Source organism: Nocardia sp. Marseille-Q1738, from assembly GCF_965283145.1.
Window position 1 is genome coordinate 323936 of the sequence record NZ_CBDIMS010000005.1, and the last position, 22642, is coordinate 346577.

23 protein-coding genes are annotated in these 22642 nt (G+C 68.9%); 7 read left to right on the forward strand and 16 right to left on the reverse strand.

The window, feature by feature from the left end; genetic code table 11:
* Window positions 1-66: 66 nt before the first annotated feature.
* The gene (locus ACWPXK_RS20900) at window positions 67-1119 is read right to left on the reverse strand and encodes a Gfo/Idh/MocA family protein (RefSeq protein ID WP_454197835.1); all 1053 of its coding nucleotides are present in this window, start codon (window positions 1117-1119) and stop codon (window positions 67-69) included.
* A gap of 168 nt (window positions 1120-1287) precedes the next feature.
* Window positions 1288-1653, reverse strand: coding sequence for a winged helix-turn-helix transcriptional regulator (locus ACWPXK_RS20905; RefSeq protein ID WP_454197836.1), 366 nt, complete (start codon window positions 1651-1653; stop codon window positions 1288-1290).
* A gap of 58 nt (window positions 1654-1711) precedes the next feature.
* On the opposite strand from ACWPXK_RS20905, the gene ACWPXK_RS20910 reads away from it, so the two are divergent.
* Window positions 1712-2293: a carboxymuconolactone decarboxylase family protein gene (locus ACWPXK_RS20910; RefSeq protein WP_454197837.1), complete on the forward strand. Its 582-nt coding sequence runs from the start codon at window positions 1712-1714 to the stop codon at window positions 2291-2293.
* 22 nt (window positions 2294-2315) lie between these two features.
* On the opposite strand, the gene ACWPXK_RS20915 is transcribed toward ACWPXK_RS20910, so the two are convergent.
* Together ACWPXK_RS20915 and ACWPXK_RS20920 are read right to left on the reverse strand one after the other, a co-directional pair.
* On the reverse strand, window positions 2316-2990 hold the full coding sequence (locus ACWPXK_RS20915; RefSeq protein WP_454197838.1) for a response regulator transcription factor: 675 nt from the start codon (window positions 2988-2990) through the stop codon (window positions 2316-2318).
* Window positions 2972-4660, reverse strand: a complete 1689-nt coding sequence (locus ACWPXK_RS20920) for an ATP-binding protein (RefSeq protein WP_454197840.1) — start codon at window positions 4658-4660, stop codon at window positions 2972-2974. Before ACWPXK_RS20920 ends, ACWPXK_RS20915 begins: the two co-directional genes overlap by 19 nt.
* Before the next feature lie 148 nt (window positions 4661-4808).
* On the opposite strand from ACWPXK_RS20920, the gene ACWPXK_RS20925 reads away from it, so the two are divergent.
* Genes ACWPXK_RS20925 through ACWPXK_RS20935 form a run of 3 tightly spaced genes read left to right on the forward strand, consistent with a single transcriptional unit; the run spans window position 4809 to window position 7547 of the window.
* Entirely contained in the window at window positions 4809-5615 is an 807-nt protein-coding gene (locus ACWPXK_RS20925; protein ID WP_454197841.1) for an ABC transporter ATP-binding protein, read from the forward strand.
* Window positions 5605-6492: an ABC transporter permease gene (locus ACWPXK_RS20930; RefSeq protein ID WP_454197842.1), complete on the forward strand. Its 888-nt coding sequence runs from the start codon at window positions 5605-5607 to the stop codon at window positions 6490-6492. Before ACWPXK_RS20925 ends, ACWPXK_RS20930 begins: the two co-directional genes overlap by 11 nt.
* 2 nt (window positions 6493-6494) lie before the next feature.
* Window positions 6495-7547 (forward strand): ABC transporter substrate-binding protein, encoded by a 1053-nt coding sequence (locus ACWPXK_RS20935; RefSeq protein WP_454197843.1) that lies wholly within the window; start codon window positions 6495-6497, stop codon window positions 7545-7547.
* 148 nt (window positions 7548-7695) lie between these two features.
* On the opposite strand, the gene ACWPXK_RS20940 is transcribed toward ACWPXK_RS20935, so the two are convergent.
* The gene (locus ACWPXK_RS20940) at window positions 7696-8070 is read right to left on the reverse strand and encodes a PIN domain-containing protein (RefSeq protein ID WP_454197844.1); all 375 of its coding nucleotides are present in this window, start codon (window positions 8068-8070) and stop codon (window positions 7696-7698) included.
* Window positions 8067-8324 (reverse strand): hypothetical protein, encoded by a 258-nt coding sequence (locus ACWPXK_RS20945; RefSeq protein ID WP_454197845.1) that lies wholly within the window; start codon window positions 8322-8324, stop codon window positions 8067-8069. The genes ACWPXK_RS20940 and ACWPXK_RS20945 overlap by 4 nt, the downstream gene beginning before the upstream one ends.
* A gap of 274 nt (window positions 8325-8598) precedes the next feature.
* Here ACWPXK_RS20945 and ACWPXK_RS20950 point away from each other — a divergent pair, with 274 nt between their 5' ends.
* Window positions 8599-9543, forward strand: a complete 945-nt coding sequence (locus ACWPXK_RS20950) for a GlxA family transcriptional regulator (RefSeq protein WP_454197846.1) — start codon at window positions 8599-8601, stop codon at window positions 9541-9543.
* Between the two features lie 29 nt (window positions 9544-9572).
* Complete coding sequence (locus ACWPXK_RS20955; RefSeq protein WP_454197847.1) at window positions 9573-10307, forward strand: HD domain-containing protein; 735 nt, start codon at window positions 9573-9575, stop codon at window positions 10305-10307.
* A gap of 71 nt (window positions 10308-10378) precedes the next feature.
* Here the strand turns inward: ACWPXK_RS20955 and ACWPXK_RS20960 are convergent, their stop codons facing one another.
* From ACWPXK_RS20960 to ACWPXK_RS20970, 3 genes are all read right to left on the reverse strand, one after another.
* Window positions 10379-11140: a siderophore-interacting protein gene (locus tag ACWPXK_RS20960; RefSeq protein WP_454197848.1), complete on the reverse strand. Its 762-nt coding sequence runs from the start codon at window positions 11138-11140 to the stop codon at window positions 10379-10381.
* Window positions 11141-11481: 341 nt separating this feature from the next.
* The gene (locus tag ACWPXK_RS20965; RefSeq protein WP_454197849.1) at window positions 11482-12474 is read right to left on the reverse strand and encodes an LLM class flavin-dependent oxidoreductase; all 993 of its coding nucleotides are present in this window, start codon (window positions 12472-12474) and stop codon (window positions 11482-11484) included.
* Window positions 12475-12541: 67 nt separating this feature from the next.
* Window positions 12542-13729: a serine hydrolase domain-containing protein gene (locus ACWPXK_RS20970; protein WP_454197850.1), complete on the reverse strand. Its 1188-nt coding sequence runs from the start codon at window positions 13727-13729 to the stop codon at window positions 12542-12544.
* Window positions 13730-13958: 229 nt separating this feature from the next.
* On the opposite strand from ACWPXK_RS20970, the gene ACWPXK_RS20975 reads away from it, so the two are divergent.
* The gene (locus tag ACWPXK_RS20975; protein ID WP_454197851.1) at window positions 13959-15386 is read left to right on the forward strand and encodes an amino acid permease; all 1428 of its coding nucleotides are present in this window, start codon (window positions 13959-13961) and stop codon (window positions 15384-15386) included.
* A gap of 6 nt (window positions 15387-15392) precedes the next feature.
* Here the strand turns inward: ACWPXK_RS20975 and ACWPXK_RS20980 are convergent, their stop codons facing one another.
* The 7 genes from ACWPXK_RS20980 to ACWPXK_RS21010 form a co-directional block, all read right to left on the reverse strand.
* A complete protein-coding gene (locus ACWPXK_RS20980; protein ID WP_454197852.1) occupies window positions 15393-15797 on the reverse strand; it encodes a DUF4345 family protein in 405 nt (134 codons plus the stop codon).
* A gap of 49 nt (window positions 15798-15846) precedes the next feature.
* Window positions 15847-17256 carry an MDR family MFS transporter gene (locus tag ACWPXK_RS20985; protein ID WP_454197853.1) on the reverse strand — a complete coding sequence of 470 codons (1410 nt, stop codon included), beginning with the start codon at window positions 17254-17256 and terminating at the stop codon, window positions 15847-15849.
* 186 nt (window positions 17257-17442) lie between these two features.
* On the reverse strand, window positions 17443-17844 hold the full coding sequence (locus tag ACWPXK_RS20990) for a DUF779 domain-containing protein (RefSeq protein WP_454197854.1): 402 nt from the start codon (window positions 17842-17844) through the stop codon (window positions 17443-17445).
* Window positions 17844-19361 (reverse strand): aldehyde dehydrogenase, encoded by a 1518-nt coding sequence (adh, locus tag ACWPXK_RS20995; protein ID WP_454197855.1) that lies wholly within the window; start codon window positions 19359-19361, stop codon window positions 17844-17846. Before adh ends, ACWPXK_RS20990 begins: the two co-directional genes overlap by 1 nt.
* 286 nt (window positions 19362-19647) lie before the next feature.
* Window positions 19648-20850 (reverse strand): transcriptional regulator, encoded by a 1203-nt coding sequence (locus ACWPXK_RS21000; RefSeq protein WP_454197856.1) that lies wholly within the window; start codon window positions 20848-20850, stop codon window positions 19648-19650.
* A 249-nt stretch (window positions 20851-21099) separates the two neighbouring features.
* Window positions 21100-21654 (reverse strand): hypothetical protein, encoded by a 555-nt coding sequence (locus tag ACWPXK_RS21005; RefSeq protein WP_454197857.1) that lies wholly within the window; start codon window positions 21652-21654, stop codon window positions 21100-21102.
* Window positions 21655-22282: 628 nt separating this feature from the next.
* The gene (locus ACWPXK_RS21010) at window positions 22283-22606 is read right to left on the reverse strand and encodes a hypothetical protein (RefSeq protein ID WP_454197858.1); all 324 of its coding nucleotides are present in this window, start codon (window positions 22604-22606) and stop codon (window positions 22283-22285) included.
* Window positions 22607-22642 lie beyond the last annotated feature (36 nt).

Here is a 22642-nt window from a genome sequence, read left to right on the forward strand (position 1 = left end):
GGCCCCGCCCGGGCCGACCTCGCCAGATCGACGTTATCGAGTCGCGGCCTGGGTGGCCAGCCCCGGTCAGGCGGTGACGGTCACACCCGCGGCGGCCGATTCGCGCGCCTTCGCCAGCAGGCGCACGGTGGTGATGGCGTCGCGCGGGTCGACCGGAACCGGCGCGCCGTCGAGTACGGCGGCGGCCATCGCGGAGTAGAACGCGGGGTAGTCGCCCGGCGCTGTCGGTAGCGGCGCGAAGTCCGGTTCGGCGCCGAGGACGCCCCAGCGCTCGGGTTGGACAGTGCCCCATGGCAATCCGTCGTCGGGGCGGCGACCGGACCGCAGCGCGTCTTCCTGCGGGTCGAGCCCGTAGGTGAGGTAACCGGCTTCGGAGCCGAGTACCCGGAAACGCGGACCGAGTTGCGGGGCAACAGCATTCATCCAGAGATGGGACCGGACGCCACTGCTGTGGGTGAGCGCGACGAACGCGTCGTCGTCGGTGGTGATCGCCTCGCGCCGCCGGTCGAGTTCGCAGTACACCGAGCGCACCGGGCCGAACAGCGTCACGGCCTGGTCCACCAAGTGGCTGCCGAGATCGATGAGGATGCCCGCGCCCTCCTCGTCGGAGCCGATCTCCCGCCAGCCGCCTTTCGGGACCGGACGCCAGCGCTCGAACCGGGACTCGAAACGGCGCACCACGCCCAGCCTTCCGGTCCGTACGAGTTCGTGCACGGTACGGAAGTCACCGTCCCAGCGCCGGTTCTGGAAGACCGACAGCGCGAGCCCGGACCGCTCCGCTCGCGCGACGAGGTCTTCGGCGTCGGCCACCGACACCGCGAACGGCTTGTCCACCACCACCGGCAACCCGGCGTCGAGTGCCTGCCCGGCCAGTGGCGCGTGCGTGCGGTTGGGCGTCGCGATCACGACCAGATCGATGCCGGTCGGCGCGCCGAATAGTTCCTCGGCGTGCGAGACCACGCGCACACCCGGGTGCTCATGGCGCGCCTGCTCGGCGCGTTCGGCCGATGAGGTGACCACCGCCGCCACCCGCATCCGAGGCTCGGCGGCGATCAGCGGAGCGTGGAACACCGACCCGGCCAAGCCATAGCCCACGATGGCGACGTCGAGGATGCTCATACCGCGACGCTACCGTCGCCGGATAAACGCTGCGGTCGTCTTGCCGACGCCGCTTCTGGCGCTTGCGCGGAGCGGATCAGGGCCCGCATCCGGGCAGCGCCCGAACCGGCTACGCAGCCACCGCGGGTGCGCGGCCGCACGATATGGACGGTTCTCGGTGGCGGAAGCTCAGTTCGGTTCGTCTCCGGCTTCGGCGGTCCAACGCTGGACCCAGACCTGTAGCGGCGCGAGTGCGGCGACCAGATCTACTCCGTCGCCGCTGAGGTGATACCCGTCCGTTCCCGCGACGACGACGTGCGCCGCACGCAATTCGCGCAGCCGATCGTTGAGCACGCTGGCCGACACGCCATCACACCGCGCCTGCAACTGGCGAAAGGTGACCGCGCCCCCGTCGCGCAGTTCCCACAGCACCCGTAGCGCCCACCGTCTGCCGAGCAGATCCAGCAGAACCATGATCGGGCGCCCCGAGTGCGATCCGCGCACCGGCGAGCCGACCGCCGGCACCTTGCCTGCTTCGGATTCCGAAGCTACCATCGTCACCATCCTTGCTCTGATTTCCGAAGCAAGGATACCTACATCGAGAGGCCGGACCATGACCGCGAAACAATCCCGCCCGCGCATCGCGCCGCTGAGCCCGCCGTACCCGCCCGGCATCGAGGAACAGCTGCTCAAATGGATGCCGCCCGGCGCCGCGGTCGAGCCACTGGCGCTGTTCCGCACCCTCGCGATCCACGAGGAACTCTTCGGCCGGATGCGTCCACTCGGCGCGGGCATCCTCGGTCACGGTCGCGTCCCGCCGCGCGACCGCGAGATCGTCATCCATCGCATCTGCGCCAGGGCGGGTGCGGAATACGAGTGGGGTGTGCACGCCGTCGTCCAGGCGCCCGAGGTGGGTTTGACCGTCGAGCAGACCGACGCCACGGTGGCCGGAACCGCCGATGACCCGGTGTGGTCGCCGCAGGACGCCGTGCTCGTGCGGCTCGCCGACGAACTGCACGACACCGCCGACATCTCCGATGACCTGTGGCCGGAACTCACCGCCCGCTACCGCGACGATCAGATCCTCGAACTCGTCACCATCGCGGGCTGGTATCGACTGCTCAGCACCGTGCTCAACGCCGCGCGGACTCCGCACGAGCCGTGGGCGCGGCGATTCCCCGTCCGCACCGCGTGAACGACCGCGGCGGGCCGTTCCTTCAGCGCTGCGTCGCCGCGGAGTACTCCTGCTCGGGCCGTCCGGTGCTGCCGTAGCGCAGGCGCATGCGCACGGCGCCGCTCGAGACGAGGGCGGCGAGATAGCGTTGAGCGGTGGCTCGGGAGACGCCGATGGCGGTGGCCACCTCACCGGCGGACAGCGGCATGCCCGCTTCGCGAATAGATTGCAGGACAAGCTCTTTCGTGGGTGACTGCGCCACCGTGGCCGACGTGGTCGTGGTGGCGGCGGGGCGCAGCGCGTGCAGCGCGGCGGACACCCGGGTGTTGTCGATCTGTGGTGTGGCGAGGATGCGCCGGTAGCGGGCGTACGCGGCCAGCCGCGCGGCCAGTTCGGTGTGCGGAAACGGCTTGATCAGATAGGCCAGCGCACCCGCCGCGATCGCAGCCCGCACGGCGTCGCTCTCCGTGGACGCGGTGAGAATCATGGCATCGCAATGGATCTCGCGGACGAAGTCGATGCCGGAACCATCGGGAAGGTAGACATCCACCAGGGCGAGATCGATCGGTTTCGCCGCGACGAGTTCCCGCGCGGCGGCGAGAGTGTTGGCGGTGCCCGCCACGGTGAATCCCGCGATGGACTCGACGATTCCGGCGTGCAGGTTGGCGACCCGGAAATCGTCGTCGACGACCAGGACGGTCAGAGCTGCCGCGGCCATGGCACCTCGCTCTCCACGAGCACTCCGGGGATGCGGGCGATGAATTCGGCGCCGGTGAGCGGCGGCTGCCCGCCACCGGGGCTGGACAGGCGTACGTCGCCGCCGTGGGCGCGCGCGATCTGGCGGATCAGGGCCAGACCCACTCCGCGTCCGCCGGGTACGCCGTGGTCCTCGCGGGTAGAGGTCCCCTCGGTGAACAGCGAATCGACCAGATCGGGCGCCACCCCGTCGCCGCTGTCGGCGACGGTGATGTGCAAGGTCGAATCCTCTTGCATCAGTTCTACTTCCACCTGCCGCACCGGGTGGTCACGATCGCGGACGGCCTCCATCGCGTTGTCCAGCAGGTTGCCGAGCACGGTCGTCACGTCCACCGGATCGGCGAGGCTGCCCTCGACCCAGGTGTTGGGTCCGAGCACGAGTTCGACGCCGTTCTCTCTGGCGTGCGCCGCCTTGGCGGCCAGGAACGCCTGGAGGTACGCATCGTGGATGGCGTCGATGCCCGGTGTCGCGGGGCCGAGCGGCCCCGCGCCGATCAGCTCGTCGATCGATCGGGACGCCTCCTCGACTCGTCCGCTGTGCAGAAGGCCGCTGATCAGGTGCATTTTGTTGGAGAATTCGTGCCGCTGGGCGCGCAGCACCGTGCTCATCGACTGCACCGCGTCCAGCTGCCTGGTCAGCGACTCCACGTCGGTGCGGTCGCGCACGGTGAGCACCGCGCCGAGATCGCGCCCGTCCCGGCTGACCCGCCGCGCCGAGACGATGACGATGTGCGAGCCGACCGTCGCCGGCGCGGGCTGTTCGTCCAGGTTGCGGAACGCCTCCAGCACCCGAGGGGTCAGGCCGATCTGGTCCACCGGTCGGCCGATGTCGGCTGCGATGCCGAGCAGCCTGCGCGCCTCGTCGTTGACGAAGGTCGTGCGCCACGACGCGTCGACGGCGAGCACGCCACCGCCGATGCCGTGCAGCACCGCGGCCTGGCCGCGGACCAGTTCGGCGAGTTCGTCCGGCTCCAGCCCGAGCGTCAGCCCGCGCCACCGCCGGGCGAGCAGGACCGAGCCCACGATGCCGACCAGCAGCGCGGCGCCGACCAGCAGGCCCGCGGTACGCAGATCGGCCAGCAGTTGGTCGTGCACCGCGTCGGTGGAGATGCCGACGCTGACGGCGCCGACGACGCGGTCGGAATCGGCCGCGAGCACGGGCACTTTCGCGCGGACCGAGTCGCCCAGGGTGCCGCGTTCCTCGGTGATCGATTCGCGGCCCGCGAGGGCTTCGGACGGGTCGGTGCTGACGTGTTCGGCGAGTCGAGTCGGATCGGGGTGCGCGAGGCGGATGCCCGCGTCATCGGTGATCACCACGAACAACGCCTCATTGCGCTGTGTCGCGTCCACCGCAAGCCGTTCCAGGGGGCCCGAGGCGAGCTCCTGGCGAACCGCGGGGTCGTCGGCAACCGCGCCGGGCGCGTACCGGGCCACCTCCGCGCGCACCACCGGGTCGGCGGCGACGGTCCGCGCGATGGCCAGCGCACGCTGGCCGTAGGTGTCGCGCAGCCGCTGATCGCTGAGGTAGCCGAACACCGCGAACGCGACACCGAGCGTCAAGGTGACGACCACGATCTGCGACAGCAAAACCTGGGTCCGCAACCGCACGGCCCGCGCGCCCTCAGTGGCCATAGGCGCAGCTTAGACCACTTACCGACCGGTGAGCAGAATGCGCAAAACCTGCGAATCCCGCGTTTGTGGCGGTTGTGCGCACAAGCTCCGCGGTGTGACGCGGGACACGTACGGTCGCCCTATCCCGATCTCGCAGGAGTAGGAAGCAATGACGCAATCACTCATCGAGCTGCGGAGCGCGACCAAGCGTTTCCCCGGCAGCGGCGGCGGAATCCACACCGCCGTGCGGAATTTGAACCTCGAGGTGCGCCCCGGCGAATTCGTCGCCGTGGTCGGCCCGACCGGATGTGGGAAGTCCACCACGCTCTCGCTGGTGTCCGGGCTGGAACCGGCCTCGGCTGGGCGGACGCTGGTGCGCGGCAAAGACGTCCACGGCATTCCGGACGGGATCGGCTACATGTTCCAGCAGGACGCGGTGCTGCCGTGGAAGAGCGTGCTGGACAATGTCGCACTCGGTCCGCGTTTGCGCGGCGCGTCCAAATCCGAGGCGCGCGAGAAGGCGTCGGCCTGGGTGCGCGCGGTCGGCCTGGCCGGGTTCGAGCGCTACTACCCGCACCAGCTGTCCGGCGGTATGCGCAAGCGCGTCGCGCTGGCGCAGACCCTGGTCAACGAGCCGGAAATCCTGCTGATGGACGAGCCGTTCAGCGCGCTGGACGTGCAGACCCGCCAGCTCATGCAGGACGAGCTGCTGCGGGTCTGGGCGGGCACCAACGCGGCGGTCATCTTCGTCACCCACGACCTGGAGGAGGCGATCGTGCTCGCCGACCGGGTGGTCGTCATGACCGCGAGCCCGGCCACCATCTGCGGTGACTTCACCGTCGGGCTCGAGCGGCCGCGCAGCGTCGAGGACGTGCGGCTGACCGCCGAGTTCCGCGACATCTACAAGGAGATCTGGGAAACGCTGCGCGACCAGGTCGAGGCGGCGCGAGCGAAGGGAGCCTCCCGTGTCGCATGACGTGCTGGTCAAGGACGCCGCCGTAACGCCGGTGGTGGAGCACGAGACCGAAGAGCAGATCCTGGCCAGGGTGCGGACCAACGCCCGCCGCGCTCGTCTGCGCACCTGGGGGCTGCGCGCGGCTCTGGTCGCGCTGTGGCTGGGCGCGTGGGAGCTCACCGCGACGGTGTGGATCGACCCGTTCTTCTACTCCAAGCCGTCGCTGATCTGGGCCCGGCTGGTCGAATGGTTCACCGAGGGCACCCAGTTCGGCTCGATCTGGCTGCAGATCTACACCACAGTGCAGGAGGCCGTGCTCGGCTTCGCGATCGGCACGGTGGCCGGTGTTGTGCTCGGCGTGCTGCTGGGCCGCAGCCGGTACTGGGCCGAGGTGCTCGCGCCGTTCATCAAGGCGCTCAACGCGGTTCCGCGCATCGTGCTCGCCTCGCTGTTCATCATCTGGTTCGGCCTCGGGCTGAGTTCGAAGGTGGCGACGGTGGTCGTGCTGGTGTTCTTCGCGGTGTTCTTCAACGCGTTCACCGGCGCGCGCGAGGTGGACGGCAACGTGATCGACAACGCCCGCATCCTCGGCGCGAGCCGCAGGCAGGTGCTGGTGTCGATCGTGCTGCCGAGCGCGACCACCTGGATTCTGTCCAGCCTGCACACCGCATTCGGCTTCGCCCTGATCGGCGCGGTGGTGGGTGAATACGCCGGTGCGAGCAAAGGTTTGGGCCTGCTGATCAGTAATGCGCAGGGCACCTTCGACTCGGCGGGCATCTACGCGGGCATGATCATCATCACCGTGATCGCTCTGATCGCGGAGTGGGGGATCGGCATGGCGGAGAACCGGTTGCTGAAATGGCGGCCTTCCCAGGCGAACTCCAACCACGGGATCTGATCATGAAGCATCGCAAGCATTGGGCACTCGTCGTCGTCGCGATCGCGGCGCTGCTGCTGACCACCGGATGCCGGGACTCCCGCACCATTCCGATGGCCAATGGCCGCCCGCAGATCACCATCATGGTGGGCGGGCTGGAAAAGGTGATCTACCTGCCCGCCATGCTCACCCAGCAGCTCGGATTCTTCAAGAGCAACGACATCGACGTGAAGCTGCTCGGCGAGCAGTCCGGCGCCACCGCGGAAACCGCATTGCTGAGCGGCGACGTGCAAGGTGTGGTCGGGTTCTACGACCACACCGTCGACCTGCAGGCCAAGGACCAATGCATCCGCTCGGTGGTGCAGATGTCGGACGTGCCGGGCGAGGTGGAACTGGTGTCGAAGGCCGACGCGGCCACCATCACGTCGGTCGCCGACCTGCGCGGCAGGAATCTGGGTGTCACCTCGCTCGGTTCCTCGACCGACTTCCTCACCCAGGCGCTCACCGGCAAGGAGGGCATGACCACCGCGGACTACACCCGGGTGAAAGTCGGTGCGGGACAAACGTTCATCGCGGGCATGAACCACGACGGCATCGACGCGGGCATGACCACCGACCCGACGGTGGCGCAGATGGTGAACTCCGGCGAGGCGCGGATCCTGGTCGACATGCGCACCGAGGCGGGGACGAGGGCCGCCCTGGGCGGCTTGTATCCGGCGACGTCGCTGTACATGAGCTGCGCGACCGTCGATGCCCACCCGGAGATCGTGCAGAAGCTCGCCACCGCGTTCGTGCAGACGCTGCAATGGATCAAGACGCACACCCCGGAGCAGATCGCGGAGAAGATGCCACCGCAGTACGCGAGCGCGGGCAAGGACCTGTACGTCCAGTCGATCCGCGACTCGATCGGCATGTTCAACGGCGACGGCCTGATGAAACCCGAAGGCGCGCAGAACGTGCTGGACATTCTCGGCAAGTACTCGAAGAACGTGCGCCCCATGCGTGACCGCATCGACCTGTCCGAGACCTACACCACGAAGTTCGTGGAGGAGGCGTTGCGCGCGCCACGACAGTAGCGCGCCGCAGCGGAATCCGATGGCCGGGCGACTGTGATCCAGTCCGCCCGGCCGTTGGTGTGGTCAGATCTGGCTACGTCTTGCCAATCGTGCCCGACGCGGGCTGTCATCGATGGCAAGGGCAACGGCCGCCAGGCTGCATGGGTTGCTAGACCACTACCAGCCGCACGGCGGGGTCGAGCGCGGTCAAATCGTCCGGGTCGGAGGTGACCACACGATCGGCCCGCAAGGTGCGGGCGGTCACGATCACGTGAGCGTCCACCACGTCGGCGGTGCCGGTCGCGGCGAGCGCCGCGCCGACAGCGATGGCGGTGGCCTCATCGAGCGCGGCGACGGTCACCGTATCGGTCTTCAGCAACCGCCGAATCGGATGCTGACGGGAATCGTTGCGCCACGCCTGAGCCAGCACCGTAGCGGGGACGACGATCCGCGTTTTCCGGCGGGCGGCTTCCTCGAGTAGTCCGATAGCGCGCGGCTTGCCTTTCTCGAGTCCGATCAAAGCGCCGGTGTCGAGCACGATCACGCGGCGCCGCCAAGGGCGTCGGTGTGCTCGGCGTCGATCTCGTCGAACACGCTGGCGGCCCATTCGCGATCGGCGTCCGTGACACCGGCCTCAGCGGCCAGTTCGGCGAGAATGTCGGCGGCGGCGGCCCAATCGGGTTCGCGGCGGGCGAGGTCAGCGAACCACGCGGACACCGAGGACGCGTTGCCGGATTCGACGGCGCGGGCGGCCTTGTCGGCGATCTCGTCGGGGATGCTGATCGTGATCTTCTTCACGAGGCCAGTCTACCAAGGGCGGTATTACCGAGTCATACCGTTTGTTGGTTCGTGGAGGAGTCACTGCGCGCGCCGCGGCAGCATCGCGTCGTCCCGATGCCCGAGGGCCGTACTGTCTTAGGGCGGCTCGGCGCTGTACCTGCACATATGTGTCGCGGTCGATGTTCCGCGTATCGCCGCCGCTTTGGTGGGTGGACTGGATGGCGTGCGGCATGTCCGGATCTGTGGGGCAGATGTCCTTGCGGACAGGACCCAGCGGCTCGAGACTGGGCTTATGCAGGCAAGTGGTGACGTCGTGGTCGCGGTGTCGGACGGGGTGCTGATGCTCGACGTCGCCGGGCCGGTGCAGGTGCTGCACTGGGCTGGACACCGAATCCGGTTCGCCTCGCCGGACGGCGCGGCCGTGCGCACGGACGTGGGAGTGCCGTTGGGTGTCGACGGTGCACTCAGCGAATTCGGCGGACCGATCGAGACGCTGTTGGTGCCGGGGTACGCGCCCGAGGATCGGGTTCCGGACGCACTCGTGGACGCGGTGCGCGCGGTCGGCGGGGCCGCTCGCCGGGTGGCGTCGGTGTGTACCGGGGCGTTGGTGCTCGCGGAAGCGGGACTGCTCGACGGTCGGCGCGCCACCACGCACTGGATGGCGTGTGCCGAACTGGCCCAGCGGTTTCCGCGCGTCCGGGTCGACGCGGACGCCATCTACGTGCGGGACGGGCCGATCATCACGTCGGCGGGCGTCACCGCGGGCATCGACATGGCGCTGGCGCTCGTCGAGGAGCAGCACGGCGCCGAACTCGCGCGCAACCTGGCCAAGCACCTCGTCGTATTCCTGCACCGGCCGGGCGGGCAGTCGCAGTTCAGCGTGCGCACCAGCATCCCGGCTCCGCGCACCGGCGGTGTGCGCCAGGTAGTGGACGCGGTGGTCGCCGACCTGTGCGCGGACCACAGCCTGGCGGCGATGGCGGCCCGCGCCGCGATGAGCGAGCGCCACTTGAGCCGACTGTTTCAGCAGGAAGTCGGTATGACGCCGGGGCGCTATGTCAAACAGGCCCGGCTCGAAGCCGCGCAGGCGCTGCTCGAATCCGGTGACGAGCCGATGGCGGTGGTCGCCCGCCGCTGCGGGTTCGGCTCCGAGGAGACGATGCGCCGCACTTTCGTCGAATTGCTCGGCACCGCGCCGAGCGACTACCGCAGGCGCTTCCGCGCGTCCGCGCGCTGATCGCACCACCACTCACCAGGGAGTCGACCATGTCGATATCACGCCGTGCCGCCATGGGCGCGGGAATTGCCGCGAGCGCCTACGCCGTTGCCGCGAAACCCGCGACGGCGCAACCACTTTCGTTGAATCTTCCGCCGACCGAGTTGGCGGGCAAGGTGGGCGATCTGATCGCCACCCACCTCGCGCCGTTCCTGCGCAACCACAGCGTGCGGGGCTTCCTCTTCGGACGCGCCATCGCCGAACGGCAGGGCCTGCGGCCCGGGGTCGACTACGACGAGGAGACCTTGTACCTCATCTGCGCGCTGCACGACATCGGCTTGGCCGACATCGCGAATGGAGACCAGAAATTCGAGGTCGATGGCGCCGACTATGCCGCGCGATTCCTCGAGGACAACGGAGTCACCGATGCAAGGGTGGACACGATCTGGGACGCGATCGCCGCGCACACTGCGGGTTTCACCGACTCGCCGGTGTGGCGCCGCCGCCGACCGCCGGAAACCTGGATCGCCGTGGAGGGCATCGGTCTCGACGTCGGTGGCGCGCCGACCGACCTGCCGCCCGGCTTCGCCGACCTGGTGCACGCCGCGTATCCCCGGTTGGGCGGCAGCCGCGCACTCGGTGACGCGATCGAAGCGCAAGCCCTGGCCAAGCCGCAGAAAGCGCTGCCAGGGAGCTTGGCCGGTGTGCTCCTGCAGCAACGCCACCCTGAGCTGCCGTCTCTGACCTGGGAGGGGATCTTGGAGCAGAGCAGTTGGGGCGACTGACCGCATCGTGCCTGCCGAAGCCACTGTGCGACAACGCGGTGGGCGTCCACAGAACGCACACCGGTGGCGGTTCAGCTGGTGGCCGGTGCTGCCTCGGCCGCGTTGAATTCGGCCTTCCACTCCCGGAAGCCTTCCTCGGTGCGGCCGCGGCGCCAATAACCGGAGATCGACGCGGCCCACTCGGCGGACACGCCGCGCTCCCTGCGCACGTAGCGGCGCAGGTCCTGCATGACCGCCTTGGCCTCGCCGTGGATGAACACCTGGACCTGTCCCGGCGCCCACGGCGCCTGGCGGACGGTCTCGGCGAGCAGTTCGCCCGGCGGCCGGACACCGCGGTGCAGCCAGGTCAGCTCGACGCCGTCCGGCTTCTGCAGCGGAAGCTCGTCGTCCGGCCCGGCGACCTCGACGAACGCGAACCCGGTCGCGTCCCCCGGCATCGCCTCGAGCGCTGCCGCGATCGCGGGCAGCGCCGCCTCGTCTCCGGCCAGCAAGTGCCAGTCGGCGTCCGGACGGGGCGAGTACGCGCCGCCGGGACCCTGCAGTTCGATCGTTTCGCCCGGCTGGACCGCGGCCGCCCACGGTCCCGCGATTCCTTCCGCGCCGTGGAAGACGAAATCCACGGCGATCTCCCCGGCGATCGGGTCCACCGAGCGGACGGTGTAGGTGCGCAACACTTCGATCCCGTCGCGCGGGAAGATGAACTTCACATACGAGTCGGTGTACTCGCTGGGCGGGAACGCGGCGAAGCCGGGGCCGCCGAGATGAACCCGGATCAGATGCGGGGTCAGCCACTCGGTGCGTTGCACGGTGAGGGTGGTGCGAGGGCGGGCCAAGGGAACCTCCGATACGAGAATAATTAGGATTGCCTTACTTACCCTACCTGTGTTCGGCTCAGGCTGCGGGCAACCACTGGCGGCGTGCCGCCCGGGGGCACGGATGACCGCACTCGGGGAGCTGCGCACCGGAAGCCCAGCGTGCGCACGTGGGCAGTCCGAGCACCGGAAGCGCGGAACTGTATGCACGGCAACCACTCTCGCATACTTGGACCAAGCGCATGCTGGCCGGTCTCGCCCCGGAGGCCAGTCTCAACGGCAGACACCGGCTGCGCGAATCGCTTGCCAACCACGGCTGCGGCCTGCATCGGCTCACCGGCTCCGGCGACGTCTGCCGATGCTCAAGCGGCGACCTTCTCTTTGAGCAGTTCGAACGAGCGCACGCGGTCGTCGATGTCGTAGACCAGCGTGTTGATCATCAGCTCGTCGGCCTCGGTGCGCCGCAGCAGCTCGGTGAGCTGAGCGCGCACCGTCTCCGGCGAGCCGAGCAATTGCCCGGCCCGGCGCTGCTGAATGAACGCGCGCTCATGGTCCGACGGCTGGAACGCGGCGGCCTCCTCCGGCGTCGCCAGCGCCTGCGGTGTGCCGCGGATCAGATTCAGGAAGGCCAGGTCACGGGGTACGGCGAGGGTTTCGGCGCGCTCGTCGGTATCGGCGCAGATGGCGGCGACCGCCACCATCGCGTGCGGCTGCGTCAGCCGTTCCGAGGGCCGGAAATGCTCGCGATACAGCGCCAGCGCGGGCTCGGTGTTATCCGGGGCGATGTGGTGGGCGAAGGCGAACGGCAGACCCAGCACGGCGGCGACCTGCGCGCTGTAGCCGCTGGAGCCGAGCAGCCAGATCTCCGGCTCCTCGCCGCGGCCCGGCGTCGCGGCGATGCCACCGGGATCGGCGCCGCGGAAGTAGCCGAGCAGCGCGGCCAGTTCCTGGGGGAACGACTCCGCCGACAACCCGTTCTCCGTCCGCCGCAGCGCGCGGGCGGTCGCCTGATCGGTTCCCGGCGCGCGTCCGATGCCCAGGTCGACCCGTCCAGGGTGCAGCGCGTGCAGCGTGCCGAACTGCTCGGCGACCACCAGCGGAGCGTGGTTGGGCAGCATCACCCCGCCGGAACCGACCCGGATGCTCGAGGTGGCGGCCGCCAGATGGGCGAGCAGCACGCTCGGCGCCGAGCTGGCGATGCCCGGCATGTTGTGGTGTTCGGCGACCCAGAACCGGTGATAACCCAAAGCCTCGGTGCGCCGGGCCAATTCGGTGGTCGCGTCGAGCCCCTCGCCGACGGTGCGGCCGGACTGCACCGGCGCGAGATCCAGTACGGACAACGGGACGTCGATCATGGGTCTCCTCCAGAGTGCCGATCACCGGTCCCAACGCCCCGCATGCCCGGTGTATTTCGAGGCCGTCTCACCCGCGTGCGATCGCGCGGAACACCTCGACTGTCTCCTGCTCGTCCTGCGTGGTCCCGTGGTCGCTGAGCTTGACGATGACCGTGCCGCTCGGCGGGTCGACGTAGACGTACTGCCCGTAGACCCCGACGGCGGTGAGGTCCACGCCGTCCCCGCCGGTCGGATGCCACCACTGCGCGCCATAACGCCAGTCGCCGACCGGGTGCGGAGCCGGGGTGCGGATGCGCTCGATCCACGCGGGCGGGACGATCTGCGCGTCGCCCGCGCGTCCGCCGTCCAGCACCAGCTGGCCGATCTTGGCGAAATCGCGGGCCGTGGCGTTCAGGCAGCAGAACGCTTTCTCTTGGCCGCCCGCGCGGTCGAGGTTCCACAGCGCGTCGTCCTGGGCGCCGATCGGACCCCAGATGTCGCGCTGCAACACCTCACCCAGCGGCATCCGCTCGACCTTCGCCACCGCCATGCCGAGCAGTTGGGTGTCCACACTGCGGTACTCGCCCGCACTGCCGGGCTCGAATCGCAAGCTCCGGTGCTCGCGGATGAATCCGGCCAGGTCCTCGGTAAGATACATGCGGGCGGTGCCGGTCAGCGGCAGGTACTTGTTGTAATTCTCCCCGACGTCGACGCCGGAGGCCATGTCCAGCAGGTCGCGGATGGTGACGCGGTCGTAGGGGCCGCCCGTGGCCAGCTGCGGGAGGATGTCCACCAGGCGATCGTCTTCGCGGAGTTTCCCAGCGTCGATGGCCCGGCCCGTGAGCAACGACACGATGGATTTCGCCACCGACCACGAGGACTGGCGAGTGGTCGCCGCGACGCCGTCGCGATACCACTCGTGGGTCAGAGCGCCGCCGCGCACAACCAGGAACGAATTGGTGTGCGTGATGCGGAGGAAGTCGGCGACCGAGACCTGCCCGCCCTTCCACGGAACCCGGTCCGGCAGCGGCCGCGTCGCGACGGGGAACGGACGCGGGGTGGCGGAGGCGGCCACCGTCCGGCTCTCGAACAGTGCGCCCTGGGTGGAGGGCGGGTCGACCATGAGGTTCAGCAATGTCGGCGGCGCCGGGATGCGGAGAACCGCCGTCGTCACGACCGCCGCGCCGATCAGGACGGCGACGACCGCGACAATGGCAACCGCGGTGCGGAGGGCGTAGCGGCGGAGCCGCGGCCGCCGCGTTGGTTGTTCAGTCATGAAAACGCTCATCAGTGGGAGGGAAACCGATGATGGCATGCCGGCCGGCGGGTCGGGTAGCCACCGATAGTCATGGCCTGACGGCCCGCAGGCCGTGCTGTGTCGCGGGGTTCGGTAGCGTGTCGAGCTGATCCACTGCCGACCATGCGACGATCCGGCGTCGTGTGTGCGTCGCACCGACCGGCGGTACCGCCGTCGCGTCGCTGCCGAACGAGGGGAAGGCCGCCGTATGACCACCTCCGACCGCCACCTTCAGGACGCGGGTCCGCTGGAAGCCAGCGACGACTCGGAAGGTTACGCACGGGGCCTGAACCCGCGCACCATCCAGATGATCGCCATCGGCGGCGCGATCGGCACCGGCCTGTTCTACGGCGCCGGCGGTGCGATCGAGCAGGCCGGACCCGGTCTGATCCTGGCCTATCTGGCCGCGGGCCTGGCCATCTTCGTGATCATGCGGGCACTCGGCGAACTGCTGACCTATCGCCCGGTCTCGGGCAGCTTCGCCGAGTACGCGCACGAGTTCCTCGGCCGCTTCGCCGGTTTCGTCACCGGCTGGTCGTACTGGGCGGTGTGGGTGGCCACCTGCATGGCCGAGATAACCGTGGCGGGCAAGTACGTCCAGTACTGGTTCGACATCGCACCGTGGATCACCGCGCTGGTCGTGCTCGCGGTGATGTTCGCCGCCAACCTGATCTCCGTGCGGCTGTTCGGCGAGGGCGAGTTCTGGTTCTCCACCATCAAGGTCACCGCGATCATCGGCATGATCCTGCTCGGCATCGGTGTGCTGCTGTTCGGATTCGGCCACGCGGCCGACCCGACCGTGACCAACCTCTGGGCCGACGGCGGCGTGTTCCCCAACGGCATCGGCCAGTCGCTGCTGGTGCTGCAGATCGTGCTGTTCGCCTATGTCGGTGTCGAACTGGTCGGCGTCACCGCGGGGGAAGCGCGCGAGCCGCGCAAGACCCTGCGTAAGGCGATCAACACGCTGCCGTTCCGGATCGGCCTGTTCTATGTCGGTGCGCTGGTGGTGATCATGTCGGTGTCCAGCTGGCGCAACTTCCACGCGGGCAAGAGCCCGTTCGTGGAGGTGTTCGAACAGATCGGCATTCCCGGCGCGGCGGGCATCGTCAACTTCGTGCTGCTCACCGCGGCGCTGTCGTCGTGCAACTCGGGCATCTACTCGACCGGGCGCATGCTGCGCACCCTGTCTCTGCACGGCGAGGCGCCTGCCCGGCTGAGCAAATTGAGCCCGAACGCGGTGCCCTACGTCGGCATCACCGCATCGGCGGCGGCGATGGTGATCGGCGTGATCGTCAACGTCATCTCCCCGGACAAGGCGTTCGCCTACATCACCTCGGTGTCGACGATCGGCATCATCTTCGTCTGGGGTGTCATCCTGGTGTGCCACCTGCTCTACCGCGCCAAGGTCGCCCGCGGTGAGTTGCCCGCGAGCGACTACCGGCTGCCCGCCGCGCCCTACACCACGGTGCTGGCGCTGGCGTTCCTCGGATTGGTGGTCGTGCTGCTGTTGTTCACCGAGAGCGGCCGCACCGCTGTCGTCGTCGGCGTCGTGTGGGCGGTGCTGGTGTCGGGCGGCTATCTGGTGCTCGGCAAGCTCGCCAAGTCCAGCGCGACAAGCGAATCCGTGCTGCGCTAGACCCCGCTAAACCGTCAGGAACAGCGCGGTGGCGCCGATCGCCTCCACCGCGCCGTAGAACCAATTGGGATAGAAGGCCGTTCGCTCGTCGAGCATGGCGGAGACGACTCGGCCGAGGGCCATGCCCGCCAAGGCGGCGCCGACGGCGACCATGATCCCGGCGCGCAGTGCTCCGACGTCCACCGCGGCCACGGCGAGCACGGCCGCCATCGCGACGCCGAAGCCGCCGTAGACGGCGCGCACTTCATAGCGTGCCGGTGGTTCGGTGAGCTGGACGCCGAACGGCCGGATCAGTGCGGCGGGCGCACCGAGCGCGTAGCCGCCCATCCCCAGAAAGCACACCCCGATGATCGCGCAGACGGCTACCGCCACTGTTTCCTCCAAGTCCGGTTCGGTCAGGAAGCCCAGCATCCTTCGGAGGGTATCGGGAGAGCTTCCGAAAACCGGCTATCCTCGCGCGTCAATCGCTCGACGAGCGGCCCGGCATCATGGCCGACGCGAGCACCATCACCACCGCCATCGCCGCGATCGTGCCGAAAACCAGGTGCACCGCCGAGGCGAGCGCCGCGGGCTGCGGGTGATCGGTATGACCCACCCGGGCGTTCACCATCGCCCCGAACACCGCCACGCCCACCGCGCTGCCGATCGAGCGGGCGAACATATTGGCCGAGGTGACCACGCCGCGCTCGGTCCATTCGGCGCTGGTCTGCGCCGCGATCAAGGTGGGAGTGGCGACCAGGCCCATGCCGGTGCCGATCACGAAACAGGACGCGGCGACCTGCCACAGCGTCGAGCTCTGCGTGATCAGCAGCGTGCTGGCGGCTCCGACCGCGGCCAGCCCGCTGCCGATCAGGGCACTCGTGCGAAAGCCAACGCGCAGGTACACCTTCCCGGCCTGCGAGGCAGCCAGTGGCCACCCGAGGGTGAGCGCGCCCACCGTGAGTCCCGCGACCAGCGCGCCGGTGCCGAGCACGCCTTGGGTGAAAGTCGGGACGTAGGAGGTCAACCCGAGCAGGACGGCTCCGATCAGCACGGACACCAGGCTGCTGGCTATCACCACCCGGCGGGTGAACACCCAGAGCGGCAGAATCGGGTTCCGTGCCCTCCGTTCCACCAGCCCGAACAGCACGAGCACGACCGCGCCGCCGCCGAAGATCCCGATGCTGGTGGGGGAGGACCAGGCCCACGCCTGACCGCCCTCGAGCAGTCCCAGGATCAGCGCGCCCGCGCCGAGCGTGAGCAGGGCCGCGCCGAGGTAGTCGACGCGCTGCATGCGCCGCGGCGCGCTCTCGGTGAAGCTGCGCACCAGCATCCAACCGGCGAGCGCGGACAGCGGAAGGTTGATCAGGAAGATCCAGCGCCAGCTGACGTATTCGGCGAACAGGCCGCCCAGCAGCGGACCCGCCACGCTCGACATGGCCCACACGCTGGCCAGGTAGCCCTGCACCCTGGCGCGCTCGGACAGCGTGTACAGATCGCCCGCGATGGTCATCGTCATCGGCTGGATCGCCCCGGCGCCGATGCCCTGCACCGCGCGGAAGATGATCAGCGCGAACATGCTGGTCGCCACCCCGCACAGCAGCGAACCCAGCGCGAACATCGCGATTCCGAACAGGATCACCGGCTTGCGGCCGACGGTATCGGCGAGCTTGCCGTAGATCGGCACGGTCACCGCTTGCGCCAGCAGATAGACCGAGAAAAGCCACGGGAACTGCGCGAAACCACCCAAACTGTCGGTGATGGTCAGCACCGCCGTGGCGATGACCGTCGAGTCGAGCGCGACCAGCCCTGTCGCCAGCATCAGCGAACCGAGGATGGCGCCCCGTTCGGAGCGGAGCCCGACAGACGCCGTCACAGTCTCGGTCGCCACCGCGGCCCCTCTCGTTCGCTTATCTAATCATCTCGGACGACCGTATCCGCTCCTCAGTTATTCCCGCATGGAATTTTTTTCGCGCCGCGCTCGGGAAGGGCGGGCTGCTCACCGAGGCGGCGTTTCGGTGAGCAGCCCGGTCGGTGCACCGGTGCCGCCGTATCCCGCAGTCGGCCGGTGCCCCGGTCACTGGGGCTGGTCGGCCCCGGTTCGTGGCGGATGCGCGTCGAGGAAAGCCACTTCCTCGTCGGTGAGCAACCGCGAGCGGATCAGGAAGCGCACGCCTTCGGGTGCTTCCAAGGAGAACCCGCTGCCGCGTCCCGGCACCACGTCGACGGTGAGGTGGGTGTGCCGCCAGTACTCGAACTGGTCCGCGCTCATCCAGAACGGCGTGTCCGCGTCGAGCTGCCCGAGCAGCACGTCCGACGCCCCGACCCGGAACTCGCCGCGCGGATAGCACATCGGTGAGCTGCCGTCGCAGCAGCCGCCGGACTGGTGGAACATCACCGGGCCGTGCTGCTGGATCAGCCTGTGCAGCAGCGCTTCCGCGGGCTCGGTGAGCTCGACGCGCCGGACCGGATCGGGCATCAGAAGAATCCGAGCTTATCCGGGGAGTAGCTGACCAGCAGGTTCTTCGTCTGCTGGTAGTGGTCGAGCATCATGCGGTGGTTCTCGCGTCCGATGCCGGACTTCTTGTAGCCGCCGAAGGCCGCGTGCGCGGGATAGGCGTGATAGCAGTTGGTCCAGACCCGGCCCGCCTTGATCTGCCTGCCGAGCCGGTAGGCGGAGTTGATGTCGCGGGTCCACACTCCGGCGCCGAGACCGTAGAGGGTGTCGTTGGCGAGCTTCAGCGCCTCGTCGGTGGAGTCGAACGTGGTCACCGACACGACCGGCCCGAAGATCTCCTCCTGGAAGATCCGCATGTCGTTGCGGCCGGAGAAGATCGTCGGCTCCACGTAGTAGCCGCCGGGATAGCCCTCGACCTTGCGCGGACCGCCGCCGGTGAGCACCTGCGCGCCTTCACGGCGTCCGATGTCGATGTAGGACAGGATCTTCTCGTACTGGTCGTTGCTGGCCTGCGCGCCGATCATGGTGGTCTCGTCCAGCGGGTCCCCGCCCTTGATCGCTTTGGTCCGCTCGAGGCACCGGGCGATGAACTCGTCATAGATCGAGGAGTGGATCAACGCGCGCGACGGACAGGTGCACACCTCGCCCTGGTTGAGCGCGAACATCACGAATCCCTCGATGGCCTTGTCCAGGAAGGCGTCGTCGGCGGCCATGACGTCGGGCAGGAAGATGTTGGGGCTCTTGCCGCCCAACTCGAGTGTGACCGGGATGATGTTCTCGCTCGCGTATTGCATGATCAGTCTGCCGGTGGTGGTCTCGCCGGTGAAGGCGACCTTGGCCACCCGCGGGCTGGCGGCCAGTGGTTTGCCCGCCTCGACGCCGAAGCCGTTCACCACGTTCAGCACGCCGGGCGGCAGCAGATCGGCGATCAGCTCGACGACCTTCAGGATCGAAGCCGGGGTCTGCTCGGCGGGCTTGAGCACCACCGCGTTGCCCGCGGCCAGTGCCGGCGCGAGCTTCCAGGTGGCCATCAGGATCGGGAAGTTCCACGGAATGATCTGCCCGACCACCCCGAGCGGTTCATGGAAGTGGTAGGCGATGGTGTCGGCGTCGATCTCGCTGATCCCGCCCTCCTGGGCGCGGACGGCTCCGGCGAAGTAGCGGAAGTGATCGACCGCCAACGGCAGGTCGGCGGCCAGCGTTTCACGGACCGGCTTGCCGTTCTCCCAGGTCTCGGCGACCGCGAGCGCCTCGAGGTTGTCCTCGATCCGGTCGGCGATCTTGTTCAGGATGTTCGCGCGCTCGGCGGCCGACGTGGCGCCCCATGCGTCGGCCGCCTGGTGCGCGGCGTCCAACGCCAGGTCGATGTCGGCGGCCGACGACCGCGCAACCTCGCAGAATGTCTGTCCGTCCACCGGTGAGGGATTCTCGAAGTAACGGCCCTCGACGGGGGCGGTCCATTCGCCGCCGATGAAATTCTCGTAGCGCGTGGCGAATTCGACGACGCTGCCCTCGGTTCCCGGCTTTGCATAGCTCATGGCGGGTAACTCCTCGCTGGTTGCGGACGTGAAGCGCACGGCGATCCGGCCGTGATGCAGGTCACTATGCCCCGCGAGGGTTGACGAAACGTTGAGGCGCACGGGTGCGGCTGAAGCGCGGTCCGGTGGTGGCGTGCGGCGGTGACTACCGGGCAGCGTGGCGGCCGATGCCAGAGGGACCGCGACGCGTTCGCCGAGCGCGCGTCATCGTGGTCCGGTCCGCTGTCACAGCCGGAGACCGGCGCCGGCCCGCAGCAGGCCCGCCGCGACGAGCGCGGTCCGTGACTCAGCCGTGCAGCGCGCTGTGCAGCCGGGCCGCCGCGAGCGCGCGCCGACCGTCATCGGCGGGCAACAGGCGCAGCGCGTGTTCGTGCACTGCGATGTCGTGGGGCGCGTGCTCGCCGTAGCGCAGCGCGTGCTCGGCGGTCGCGCTGGACAGCACCGCGGTGCGCACGCCGACCTCCAGATACTCGCGCCACCGCACGATTCCCGGAGTATCCGAGTCGGGCAGCAGCGGCCCGCGATACAACTCGACGGCCGTGGCGGTGTCGCCTGCCTCGAGCGCCGCGAGCACGTCCACCGCGTCGCAGGACAGCGGGCTGATCAGCTGATAGACCCGGCTGGTGATATCACCGCCGGTCGCGCGCCGCAGATGGGACATCTCGGACTTGAGTGTGCTCGCGCCCACCGGCCGATCGCCGTACACCGCGAAGTGCAGGCGCTCATGCGTGTAGCCCTCCGGCTCGAGCGCCAACAGAGCCAGGATCTCCAGCTGCCTGGGGCGCAGCCGCACGGGAGAGCCGTCGCGGGTCAGGCGGCCGGTGCCGAGGCAGGTCAGCCGGACGCCCGGCGCGGCCATGCGGTGGTGCAGCTTGGTCTCGATGGCGCTGACCAGGGTGCGCGCGGTGGCCATGGCCAGCGGATGGGCTCGGTCCCAGGTCGTGGACAGGTCGAGCACGCCGAGCTGATGTCCGTCCGCGGCGCGGATCGGCGCGCAATAGCACACCCATCCGTGCAGGGCCGCTACCAAATGCTCGGCGGAGAACACGGTGTGCGGCCGTTCGGTGCGCAGCGCCAACGAGAGGGCGTTCGTGCCCATGTGCGCCTCGTCCCATCGCCCGCCCGGCGCGAAGTTCACCTGCTCGGCGCGGCGGCGCATGACCGGGCCGCCGTGCGACCACAGGATGGTGCCGGTCTCGTCGGTGATCGCGGCGACGTAGCCCGCGTCCTCGGTGACGCCGCGCAGCTGGTCGGTGAGCTCGGATACCGGTGTGCGCAGCGGGGACTCGGCCCAGCGGGCGGTGACGTCGGCTTCGGCGAGGGGAGCGTGCTCACACGCGGGATCGACGGTGCGCAGCGATCGCAGCCAGGATTGCGCGACCTCGCTGCGCAGCGCGGAATCACCCTGGGGTGTTCCGGCGGGTACCCATCGGGACCACTCTTGTTCCAGTGCAGCGCGTTGCCGCGCGAGGGAACCGCCCTGTGCCATCTCGCGTCCTGTGCCGTCGCTCCGATCGTCTCCGTGCTCTCTCATCATGCCGCAGTGAGCGCCTCGGGCATTCCGTTTTGCGCGCGGCTGCGCGGAGTCGAGGGGCGGCAGCGGAGATCGGCTGCGGGTGAAGTGAGATGTCGGTTGGACGGCTCGGCTCCGTGGGCTGGACGCCGCCGATCCGCCTGCTGCGACCGGTGTTCGGTGTGCGGTCGTCCGAGCGGCGACCGCACACCTGAACCAGCCGGATTACGGGGTGGCGAACCCGATCAGCGCACCGATGCCCGCTCCGATCGGAACGGTGACCAGCGCGCCGACGCCGCCGAGGAAGAAGCCGATGACGGCGCCGATTCCCGCGCCGATCAGGGCGCCGACTCCGGCGTTGTGCTGCTTGCGCGCGAGCGTTTCCTGCTCGTTGACGAACTGGTTGAGCCGCTCGGTCGCCGCGGGCGCGCCGACCGGAGTCACCGTGAGGGTGCGGCCCGCGTCGGTGATCGTCGGGGCAAGCCCGTATGTCGCGCCGGAGGACTGGAAGGCCAAGGGAAGGGTCGTGATGACCTGCCCCGCGCCGTCCCGGAGTTCGACGGCTTCGGCGTCGGCGGTCAAGGCGAAGCTGCCCGCCTCGACGGTGGTGACCACCGCGCTGCCGTCGGGGGCAGGCGCCGAGGTGAATCCGACTCCCTGTTCGACACCGTGCACGCTGACCTGCGCGGGGTCGGCGGGTTGGGCGTTCGCGACGCCCGTCGCAATTCCGGTGGCTCCGACCGCGAGTAGGGCGGTGGCGGCGAATCTGTTGACTCTCATCGTATTTCCCCACATAGTCGTGTCGGCCACGAGTGCCGACGAATCCCCGAAGTGCCGGTTCTCGGCCCTACCCATTCTGGCCGGACGGCTGTGCCGAAGCAATCGTTCTGCGAATTTCACTGAAAAATAACCATGTCGCTCCATCGGTACGCACACGCGAATTACGAAGGGACCGTGCCGGTTTCGTCCGGATATTTCGATGGATTGCCGAATATCTGCTGAATCGGCCGATGTGGCAAGTAATTCGATCGCTCGAATGACGAATTTCTTCGAAAATTCCAGGCGCGAGCGCATAGTGATGACGAGCGCACCGGTGGTGCTGCCTCGATGCTGCTTCGGGGTGGCTGTGGCGTGTGGCGAGGCGGCCACGGGGTGACGAGCTCCTACAGCTCGGGCGGTCGCGTTGTGCCGTACCACGATTCGAGGACGCCGTCATGTTGCGGATTTACGTCTCGCCGGGACGGTCGCTTCGCAGGCGCGGGTTCACGCGGGCGGCGGGGTCGGCCGTCGAGGACCGATGTCTGTTCGGCGACAGGCGATTTCCGGCTCCGCGGTGGCGGAGTGCGCGAGGTCGCTACCCCGAAGCGCTGCCGCGGAGCCGGAATCACCTGGTCATGTGCGCTGATGCTCAGAACGCGCTTCCGGTGCCGAGCAGCGGCACGAAGAGTCCGGGCCAGATGCCGAACGGGCTGCCCCAGAAACCGTACGGGCTGCCCCAGTAGCCGTAACCGCCCCAGCCGCCGTAGCCGCCCCAGCCGTGGCGGCCCCACCCGCCGTGGTGATGCCAGCCGCGTCCGTGGATCTCTTCGGCCTGATTCGTCTGAGCGACGGTCGGCTGCTGCGCCAGCGCGGGCGCCGCGGTCGCGGCGACCGGCGTCAGTGCGAGCGCGGCGACCATCGCCACGCGGACAACCGTTCGCCGTGCGCGTCCGGCCTTGTGGTCGTGCATCATCGGTACTTCCTCACTTCGGTACGTAGTCGTCCGGTC

What these genes read in the sequence shown, in the direction of transcription:
- ACWPXK_RS20905 (WP_454197836.1), bottom strand. Translation starts at nt 1,653, where the DNA reads ATGGTAGCTTCGGAATCCGAAGCAGGCAAGGTGCCGGCGGTCGGCTCG.
- adh (WP_454197855.1), bottom strand. Translation starts at nt 19,361, where the DNA reads ATGAGCTATGCAAAGCCGGGAACCGAGGGCAGCGTCGTCGAATTCGCC.
- ACWPXK_RS20955 (WP_454197847.1), top strand. Translation starts at nt 9,573, where the DNA reads ATGTCGATATCACGCCGTGCCGCCATGGGCGCGGGAATTGCCGCGAGC.
- ACWPXK_RS20910 (WP_454197837.1), top strand. Translation starts at nt 1,712, where the DNA reads ATGACCGCGAAACAATCCCGCCCGCGCATCGCGCCGCTGAGCCCGCCG.
- ACWPXK_RS20925 (WP_454197841.1), top strand. Translation starts at nt 4,809, where the DNA reads ATGACGCAATCACTCATCGAGCTGCGGAGCGCGACCAAGCGTTTCCCC.
- ACWPXK_RS20970 (WP_454197850.1), bottom strand. Translation starts at nt 13,729, where the DNA reads ATGACTGAACAACCAACGCGGCGGCCGCGGCTCCGCCGCTACGCCCTC.
- ACWPXK_RS21005 (WP_454197857.1), bottom strand. Translation starts at nt 21,654, where the DNA reads ATGAGAGTCAACAGATTCGCCGCCACCGCCCTACTCGCGGTCGGAGCC.
- ACWPXK_RS20915 (WP_454197838.1), bottom strand. Translation starts at nt 2,990, where the DNA reads ATGGCCGCGGCAGCTCTGACCGTCCTGGTCGTCGACGACGATTTCCGG.
- ACWPXK_RS20980 (WP_454197852.1), bottom strand. Translation starts at nt 15,797, where the DNA reads ATGCTGGGCTTCCTGACCGAACCGGACTTGGAGGAAACAGTGGCGGTA.
- ACWPXK_RS20965 (WP_454197849.1), bottom strand. Translation starts at nt 12,474, where the DNA reads ATGATCGACGTCCCGTTGTCCGTACTGGATCTCGCGCCGGTGCAGTCC.
- ACWPXK_RS20935 (WP_454197843.1), top strand. Translation starts at nt 6,495, where the DNA reads ATGAAGCATCGCAAGCATTGGGCACTCGTCGTCGTCGCGATCGCGGCG.
- ACWPXK_RS21010 (WP_454197858.1), bottom strand. Translation starts at nt 22,606, where the DNA reads ATGATGCACGACCACAAGGCCGGACGCGCACGGCGAACGGTTGTCCGC.
- ACWPXK_RS20975 (WP_454197851.1), top strand. Translation starts at nt 13,959, where the DNA reads ATGACCACCTCCGACCGCCACCTTCAGGACGCGGGTCCGCTGGAAGCC.
- ACWPXK_RS20990 (WP_454197854.1), bottom strand. Translation starts at nt 17,844, where the DNA reads ATGCCCGATCCGGTCCGGCGCGTCGAGCTCACCGAGCCCGCGGAAGCG.
- ACWPXK_RS20900 (WP_454197835.1), bottom strand. Translation starts at nt 1,119, where the DNA reads ATGAGCATCCTCGACGTCGCCATCGTGGGCTATGGCTTGGCCGGGTCG.
- ACWPXK_RS20920 (WP_454197840.1), bottom strand. Translation starts at nt 4,660, where the DNA reads ATGGCCACTGAGGGCGCGCGGGCCGTGCGGTTGCGGACCCAGGTTTTG.
- ACWPXK_RS20950 (WP_454197846.1), top strand. Translation starts at nt 8,599, where the DNA reads ATGCAGGCAAGTGGTGACGTCGTGGTCGCGGTGTCGGACGGGGTGCTG.
- ACWPXK_RS21000 (WP_454197856.1), bottom strand. Translation starts at nt 20,850, where the DNA reads ATGGCACAGGGCGGTTCCCTCGCGCGGCAACGCGCTGCACTGGAACAA.